The 8,592-nt window shown below is 57.5% G+C and carries 7 protein-coding genes; 6 read left to right on the top strand and 1 reads right to left on the bottom strand.

Annotated features, from left to right (window positions below):
- From WFM46_RS21475 to WFM46_RS21460, 4 genes are all read left to right on the top strand, one after another.
- The coding region (locus tag WFM46_RS21475; protein WP_336998488.1) for a methyl-accepting chemotaxis protein at positions 1 to 1,292 on the top strand (1,292 nt) is incomplete at its 5' end.
- A gap of 147 nt (positions 1,293 to 1,439) precedes the next feature.
- Positions 1,440 to 2,684: an MFS transporter gene (locus WFM46_RS21470; RefSeq protein WP_336998487.1), complete on the top strand. Its 1,245-nt coding sequence runs from the start codon at positions 1,440 to 1,442 to the stop codon at positions 2,682 to 2,684.
- Between the two features lie 135 nt (positions 2,685 to 2,819).
- Complete coding sequence (locus WFM46_RS21465; RefSeq protein ID WP_336998486.1) at positions 2,820 to 4,067, top strand: MASE1 domain-containing protein; 1,248 nt, start codon at positions 2,820 to 2,822, stop codon at positions 4,065 to 4,067.
- 2 nt (positions 4,068 to 4,069) lie between these two features.
- Positions 4,070 to 5,377, top strand: a complete 1,308-nt coding sequence (locus WFM46_RS21460; protein WP_336998485.1) for an HdeD family acid-resistance protein — start codon at positions 4,070 to 4,072, stop codon at positions 5,375 to 5,377.
- Here WFM46_RS21460 and WFM46_RS21455 read toward each other — a convergent pair.
- On the bottom strand, positions 5,349 to 5,747 hold the full coding sequence (locus WFM46_RS21455) for a (R)-mandelonitrile lyase (RefSeq protein ID WP_114386976.1): 399 nt from the start codon (positions 5,745 to 5,747) through the stop codon (positions 5,349 to 5,351). The two genes, WFM46_RS21460 and WFM46_RS21455, sit on opposite strands and share 29 nt — an antisense overlap.
- Positions 5,748 to 5,857: 110 nt before the next feature.
- On the opposite strand from WFM46_RS21455, the gene WFM46_RS21450 reads away from it, so the two are divergent.
- Positions 5,858 to 6,748, top strand: coding sequence for a LysR family transcriptional regulator (locus WFM46_RS21450; RefSeq protein WP_336998484.1), 891 nt, complete (start codon positions 5,858 to 5,860; stop codon positions 6,746 to 6,748).
- A gap of 226 nt (positions 6,749 to 6,974) precedes the next feature.
- Entirely contained in the window at positions 6,975 to 8,471 is a 1,497-nt protein-coding gene (ansP, locus tag WFM46_RS21445) for an L-asparagine permease (RefSeq protein ID WP_336998483.1), read from the top strand.
- Positions 8,472 to 8,592: the final 121 nt, after the last annotated feature.

Raw genomic sequence — 8,592 nt, 5'->3', positions numbered from 1 at the left:
CTGGTAAAAAACGCCGGCACCAAGGGGAACCCCACTGGGTGCGCGCCAAAGGTACGCCGGCTTATCAGAATGACCCGCTTACCGGCCATAACCCGGTGCGCCAAATTCCCGCCCTGCCAGAGAAAGATGCCCGTGAAGCCGTCTATGAGGGGGTGCGTAATAATCAGGTTAAAGGCCACCGCTTTTATAAAGGGGTGCTGGTTCGCCGGGGACTATTTTCCTTTCTCTCGCTTTTCAAACGGCTCAGCACGGCAAAACGGATTAATTACTCCCTTGGGATAACCGCCCTGCTCGCCTTTGCCGTTTCTTTATCTCTCCCCGGCGGATTAATTCAAATTGCGGCGCTGGGGCTCCTTTTTATTTTGCTGGGGTTGTTTCTTAATGCCCAGATTTGTCGCCCGTTAAAAACCATTGTCAAAAAGATGCAGTGCGTGGTTTCCGGGCGCAAAACGGACTATACCCATTTTGAACGTGTCGACGAAATAGACTTAATGATGCGACTGGTTAATCAGTCCGGTTTAAACCTCAATTCACTGGTGGATGATGTGGGGACGCAAATCAGCGGCATTCGCGCTATCAGCCAGCAGGTGGCGAAGGAAGGCGATGCCCTGCAGGCGCGTTCCGAAGAGACGGCGGACGATCTCCAGCAGACGGCCGCGGCGGTGGAAGAGATAGCCAGCGCGGTTCAGCAGACCGCAGATACGGCAGAACAGGCTATCCAGATGGCGGACCAGACCAGCGCCAGCGCGTACCGTGGCGAAGCCGTGATGAAGCAAACCATCGGCGTGATGCAGTCGGTATCAAAGGATAACGGCCAGATCGTCGATATTATCGCGGTGATCGACCGGATCGCCTTCCAGACCAATATTCTGGCGCTCAATGCCGCGGTGGAAGCGGCCCGCGCCGGAGAAGCTGGACGCGGTTTTGCGGTGGTGGCCGCCGAGGTGCGTAATCTGGCCCAGCACTCTGCGTCAGCGGCGAAGGAGATCGCCGCGCTTATCGAGAAAAACGTCGCCAGCGTCAATGCCGGGGTGGATATGGTAGCGCAGACCGAAGCGCAGCTGACCACCATGATTGGCAACGTACTCAACATGTCATCACTTATTAAGGAGATAGGACACGCTACCCAGGAGCAGACCCAGGCCCTGAGCCTGATTAATGAGTCCATCTCCCGTATCGGGGTAATGACCCATAACAATACCGGGATGGTCGAGCATGTCACTCAGGCGGCCAACCACCTCACCCAGCGCACCACCCGCCTGCAACAGGCGATTGCGGTGTTTGGCGGCTAAAAGTGATGGGGTAAGACGATAAAAAACAGACGGTGGTCGCACGCCAACTGAAGATGACTTGATGGAAAGCGCATTCAGGTTAAGAATATGTTAAACCATGCGTAATCAGACAGATACCTGTCGCTGTTTTCCACAAGGGAAACCTGAATGAGTGATAAACTGCCAGACGAAAGAGTGAATACCCGTTCCGCCAGAAACAGCGGCTTAATCATTATGGCCAGGTTTATCTCTGATTTTGGTGCTTTCCTGAATATGGTTGTGCTGTCCACCTATGTGTACTTGCTGAGCCAGAGCGTAACGCATGTGAGTATCTTTCTGGCCTGCCGGGTGACGGGAGGCATCATTGCAAGTGCTGTCGGTGTGCCTTTTTTTCGCCGCTTTCATGGCCGCCTGCCTTTAGTGGCTTTTGATGTTATACGCGCTGCGCTGTTAGCCTCGCTGTTAATTTTGCCTGAGACGACCCAGCTTTATATCTTGCCTTTGATTGCACTGGGTATTGGGCTGGGAAATTCGATGTTCGCTATCGGGCTTAACAGTCAGCTGCCCTTGTGGATTGATGAGTCCCGACGTGTATCCACCAACGCCTGGCTAACCTCTGCCTCTGCGACGGGGGCGGTTACGGGTAGCCTTGTATCCGGTATTCTTCTGGCGACCAGCGGCTACCAGATTGTATTTGCCGCGAATATTGTGACTTATCTGGTGGCGGGTTTGTGCGTACTGCCGTTACGCTTTTTGGTGCAGCCTGTTGCTGATGAGTCAACACAGCAGCGTAAAGAGTGGCGAAATCTGGTCACAGGGCTTCGGACGGCTCCGCTGTTAGCAGGCATGTTGCTGGTAACCATGGCCGATACCCTGGGCAGTGCTGCCCATAACGTAGGCTTTCCCATTATTTCTGCGCTTTTTACACCCGCATCAGCCGGGAAAACAATGGGGCTTTTGCTGGCAGTCTGGGCCAGTGGGAAATTCGCCGGGGCGCGTCTGGCAAACTACCTGTTAGTGCGCTGCGAGATGCGTACAGATCGGCTGTTTTTTTATGGCGTGGCGTTTATGTCCCTTGGGTTTTTCTTTACCTTTCAACAGACAGCCCTTCCGCTGGCACTGATGTTTATCGCAGTGGCCGGGGTGGGAGATGGTCTGGCGGACGTCAGTCTGATCTCGCGTATTCAACGCGAGCCTGAATCATTAAGGCTGCCTGTTTTTAGCCTGATGACGCTGCTGCAAATGACCGGATTTGGCGTGGGTATGTTAATTGTCGCGCCATTCTATATCTGGTTTACCCCCGCGCTGGTTATTGTCATTTTTCATGGTATCCCGTTACTGACATTAGCTGCCGTATTGCTGTCTGTTCGACGCCCGTCACCCAAAAAGGCAGAACAGCACTCTGATATTTGAACAACACGCGTGAATATCGGGTGCAAGGCATGAGATCGGGGTTTGACTAATACGCAGTACCGATCCCGGCAAAAATGGCTAACCCGGCGAAAAGGTCATATCTTTTTAAAGCGATAACCGCCGCCGGGAGCCTGGATGAAAGCAGCGAAACTGACATCAGCGTATTCCTTACTCGCCTGGGGGGCGCTCTACTATCTCCTGGGATGGCTGTCGCTCTGTCTCGACGGCCCCGACATCCGGACGGCTTTTATCTGGCTACCTTCAGGTGTTGCCGTCACCGCCTTTTTGCTGAGTGCAAAAAAGCAATGGCTCGCGCTGTGGCTGGTTCTGTTTATTGCCCGTCTGGTGCTGGGGCTGACCTTTCACCATACTTTTCACGTCTCCCTGGCGCTGGGGGCACTTTCACTAACCAGCCATCTGGGGATTGCCTGGTCGGTGCATCACTTTTCACGGCATTACGATCGGCTGCATAAGATCGTCACCTGGACGATTGCCACGGTCGTCTTCAGTACCCTGAACGCGCTCGCAGGGACGATCTGGCTCTCTTCTCTTGCCGGCACCCTTCAGATGAGCTGGTTCTGGCTCGCCTGGGGCGCCAACGTTACCGGCACGCTGTTTGTCACCCCGCCGCTGATGGACCTGCTGGCCCCGGGGGATAAAGCGGCGCGGCGCGAGTCGCTGTTGGGGGTCTGTTTAGTGTTCGCCATACTGCTGGCGACTCTGTTCATCTTTAGCGACGTGCCCGATCGCGGCGACAATATCGCCCTGATTTACTCCCTGGCCTGCCTGCCGTTGATCCTGCTGACCGCAACCACCGTGGTGTGCGGTGATCGTCTGGCGTCGCTGGCCTTTATTCTCTTTAGCGCGGTGGTTATCTACGCCTCATGGCGGGAGACCGGCCCCTTCTATTTTGCCCGCCTGACGCCGGAAGAGTCGATACTGCTGGCACAGTGCTACCTTTCCGCGGCCGCCCTGCTGCTGGTCTTTATCCGCGCCCAGAAAACACACCGTCCAGGGGATGGCCGTTTTCAGGGCGTGGCATACTCTTTGGATCCTGAAAGCGGTCGTCTGCTCTGGGAGTCTCATGCCGACCCGCGCCTCAGTGCCGCATTAGCCCCTCTCACCAGCCGGGAAGCCCTGCTCGCCCGGGTTCCCGATGCAAAGCAGAAGCAACAGATGGTTGCCCGCTGGCAGGCGGTGGCGCAGGGTCAGCCCGTAACCGAGCCCTTTCGTTTTAGCCTGGCGCTGGCGGACCGCCCACCGGTGTCGATAACAGAGCGCAATATGCTGCTGATGGCGGATAAGGATCGCCCGGTAATTGTCGCCTTCTGGTCCGGCGAGAGAGGTAGCCTGTTTCAGACCACGCCGCAGGAGGAGGTTTAACGATGCTGCAGATCGCCTTTTTGCTCGCCGGTGCGGCATTTGTCCGGAAAGCGGCACCTTACTTTATGCTGGCAGGTGTGCTCTGGGGCGGGCTTGGGCTGGCCATTTTTATCGATGGTTTGCAGGGCGGGCTGCACTTTCCGCTGCATATCTTTGGCCTGTTTCTGCTGCTCGACAGTCTGGTATCCCTGACATTGGGGTCGGCGGCGAAAGGAACCCAGCGCGGCATCTTTTACTTCAAGGGCGGTCTGTTTCTGCTCATCGCCATGTTGATTTTATCCGGACGCCACGACGGCACGCTGGCGCTGGCCATCGTCTTTGGGCTGGCGTACTTCATTACCGGCCTGTTCACCATCGCCTCTGCCGTGGTGGTGCGCTTTACCCACTGGCGGCGGGCGCTGCTCGCCGGGGTGGCACAGATCCTGTTCGCCATTTTTCTGTTCCTGCCCTTTCCAACGCAGCATGATGGCACCGTCTCGCAGTTTATCGGCATGGTCATGCTCACCGGCGGGGTGCAGTCGGTGCTCCTCTCCCTGCGGATGCGGCAGGTCCGTCATGGCCGCTCGGTGTTTGATATTCTCGCCCCGCAGACGTTGATTCCCGCCCGGCGCGAGGCGCTGCCGCCCACCGTGACAAACACGCCGGGCAATCAGCTGATTGTGCATGTCTGGACCCCGGAAGGATCGGCAAAACAGCAGACCCTGCCGCGCCCGGTTATCAACCGCTATATCGCCGCCGTGGATGCCAACGGGGTGATATCCACCGGCCATGCGGCGCTGGAGTGCCCTCCCCACCTCTACATCAGCCTCTATCCGGCAGCGGAGATCGACCGTTCCCCCTCCGAGTTTTTTAATCTGCTTAAAGCGGTGGAAGCAAATACCGTGGCGGGGAAATACCAACCTGACTATCGCTATGAGGCGGGGATCTGGTGCGAGTCCGACCGCAAAATCCACTTCTCCATTTTTAATGCGGCGTCGCTTAACAGTTTCTGGACGCAGTACCGCCAGACCGAAACCTATAACCTTACCTGGCGCAACTGCTCCAGCAGCGTGGCGTATGCCCTTGAAGCGGCTCTGGATGGCGTGTTGAAAGAGCGCTGTACCCGGGGCGGTTTTTTGCGGCTGCTGCTCATTCCGGAGCTGTGGATCGCCGCGCAGCTGCGCAAACGCGCCACCAATATGGCCTGGACGCCCGGGCTGGTGCTTGACTATACCCGGGCGCTGCACGCCATTGTGCATCCCAATGGCGTTTCGCTGATCACCTTTATCAAAAACCGATTTTCTACATCTGCGGATACTGCTCGTCGGTGACTTTCTCCAGCCAGTCCACCGGGCTGCCGTTCACCGCTTCGGCGATGGCGATATGGGTCATCGCGGTCTGCGCGCAGGCACCGTGCCAGTGCTTAACGCCCGGCGGGATCCAGGCGATATCGCCCTGATTCAGGACTTCAGCCTCTTTACCCCACGCCTGTAGCCAGCCGCGACCCTGGGTAACGATCAGCGTCTGCCCCAGCGGATGCGTATGCCACGCGGTGCGCGCTCCGGGTTCAAAAGTGACGGTCGCCCCGCCCACTTTCGCGGGCTCGGTGGCCTGAAAAGGTGCGTCGATACGTACGGTGCCGGTAAACCAGGCCTCTGGTCCCCGGACGGAAGGTAATGAACCGCTGCGGATAATTTTCATGCTGACTCCTCGTTTGCTGTTGCGTTAACAGTAGCGCATGCCGGTGGGGAGGATTAGACTGCATAATCAGAAAGGAATGATGAATCAAATTCATATATGCGGAAATCCTGATGCTGAAAGAGAACTTTAACGACCTGCTGTCATTTATGGTGGTCGCCCGGGAGCGCAGTTTTACCCGCGCTGCGGCCCAACTTGGCGTCTCCCAGTCTGCCCTCAGCCATGCCATGCGCAACCTCGAAGCCCGGCTGGATATACGCCTGCTTACCCGAACCACCCGCAGCGTGGCCCCAACCGAAGCGGGCGAGCAGCTCATTATGCGCTTAAGCCCCCACCTGCTGGAGATGGAACAGGCGCTAACCGCGCTGCGCAATATGCGGGATATACCGGCGGGTAATATCCGCATCACCGCAGGGGAACATGCGATGAGCGCGGTGCTGTGGCCGGTGCTCAAACCCTTTATGGTTCAGTACCCGGACATCAATGTGGAGGTGACGATAGATAACGGCCTGACGGATATCGTCGACGGGCGTTTTGATGCCGGGGTGCGCCTGGGGGAGCAGGTTGCGAAGGATATGATTGCGGTGCGCATCGCGCCGGACATGCGGATGGCAGTGGTCGGCTCTCCGGACTATTTTGCCCGCTACGGAGAACCGCAAACCCCCGAGCAGCTGGCGGATCACCGCTGCATCAACATGCGCCTGCCGACGCGGGGTGGCCTGTATGCCTGGGAGTTTGTCCATAAGGGAGAGGAGATCCGCGTCCGGGTAGAGGGACAGCTTATCCTGAATAGCCTGCCCCAGCGTCTGGATGCCGCACAGGCGGGCCTGGGGCTGGCCTATGTCCCGGAGGAAACAGCGCAGGAGGCCATCGATCGTGGGCGGCTGGTCCGTACGCTGGAGGCATACTGCCCGGTGTTTGATGGCTACCATCTCTACTACCCCAGCCGCCGCCAGCACACCACCGCCTTTGCCTTACTGGTGGCGGCGTTACGTCGAAACTAGCCTGTTATCCGGCACAAAATATTTACTTCAGCATGCATCACTTTCACGCCGTTATTTTTTGCGTCGTTTATTAATTGCAGGTAGGATGCTTCGCCATGTTTTGCCTTATCCATACGCAGAATGACTGGAAAGGCAGAATATTTCCGCGCGAGAGCAATCGTTTGTATTGTCGACCGCCGGTTATGGACACGATGTTCTTGATTCAGACAGGCAAACAGGTAACTCAATGAAAACAAGCAATAAAAGCGCAGCCGATCATCACGCTGCGAAACGTCGCTGGTTGAACGCCCACGAAGAGGGCTATCACAAGGCGATGGGCAACCGTCAGGTGCAGATGATTGCCATCGGCGGCGCTATCGGTACCGGGCTGTTTTTAGGTGCAGGCGCACGTCTGCAGATGGCTGGCCCGGCTCTGGCACTGGTCTATCTGGTGTGCGGGATCTTCTCCTTCTTTATTCTGCGTGCCCTTGGCGAGCTGGTGTTACACCGTCCGTCCAGCGGCAGCTTCGTCTCTTATGCCCGTGAGTTTCTCGGTGAGAAAGCCGCTTACGTGGCGGGCTGGATGTACTTTGTTAACTGGGCGATGACCGGGATCGTGGATATCACCGCTGTGGCCCTTTATATGCACTACTGGGGCGCGTTTGGCGATGTGCCGCAGTGGGTGTTTGCCCTTGGCGCGCTGGCGATTGTCGGCACCATGAACATGATCGGCGTAAAGTGGTTCGCTGAGATGGAGTTCTGGTTTGCGCTGGTAAAAGTGCTGGCGATCGTCATCTTCCTGGTGGTGGGCACCGTGTTCTTCGGCAGCGGCAAAACGCTGGATGGCAACATGACCGGCTTCCATCTGATCACCGATAACGGCGGCTTCTTCCCGCACGGCCTGCTGCCTGCCCTGGTGCTGGTCCAGGGCGTGGTGTTCGCCTTTGCCTCCATTGAACTGGTGGGCACCGCGGCGGGCGAATGTAAAGAGCCGGAGAAAACCGTACCCAAAGCGATTAACAGCGTGATCTGGCGTATCGGCCTCTTCTATGTCGGCTCCGTGGTGCTGCTGGTTCTGCTCCTGCCGTGGAACGCCTATCAGGCAGGCCAGAGCCCCTTCGTGACCTTCTTCTCGAAGCTCGGCGTGCCGTACGTGGGCAGCATCATGAATATCGTGGTGCTGACCGCGGCGCTCTCCAGCCTGAACTCCGGTCTCTACTCCACCGGGCGTATTCTGCGCTCCATGTCGATGGGCGGCTCCGCACCGCGGTTTATGTCGAAAATGAGCAAGCAGCAGGTGCCATACGCGGGCATTCTGGCGACGCTGGTGGTCTATGTCTTTGGCGTGTTCCTGAACTATCTGGTGCCGTCCCAGGTCTTTGAGATTGTCTTGAACGTTGCGGCGCTGGGCATTATCGCCTCCTGGGCCTTTATCGTGGTGTGCCAGATGCGTCTGCGCAAGGCGATCAAAGAAGGTACCGCCGCTCCGGTAAGCTTCAGAATGCCGGGCGCGCCGGCCACCTCCTGGCTGACCCTGCTCTTCCTGTTCAGCGTGCTGGTGCTGATGGCGTTCGACTATCCGAACGGCACCTACACCATCGCCACCATCCCGCTGCTGGCGATCCTGCTGGTGGCGGGCTGGTTCGGTGTGCGCAAGCGCGTGCATGCGGTCCACAGCACCGCGCCAAAGCACCCGGATGAAGGCAAGCTCGACGGTCCGCTGGTGGAAGAGACGTCGCGTTAATCGCTTCAATTAAAAAGGGAAGGCAAATGCCTTCCTTTTTTTTGCCCGGGGCCTACACAACCGGAGCAGGAATACGCACGATGACCTTAATTTCGAAATCAAATCCCGCAAGCCAGGTGAC

This window comes from Leclercia sp. M50 (assembly GCF_037150775.1).
Classification (GTDB): domain Bacteria; phylum Pseudomonadota; class Gammaproteobacteria; order Enterobacterales; family Enterobacteriaceae; genus Enterobacter.
The sequence above is the reverse complement of the archived record's forward strand: the minus strand, read 5'-3'. Positions and strand labels throughout refer to the sequence as shown.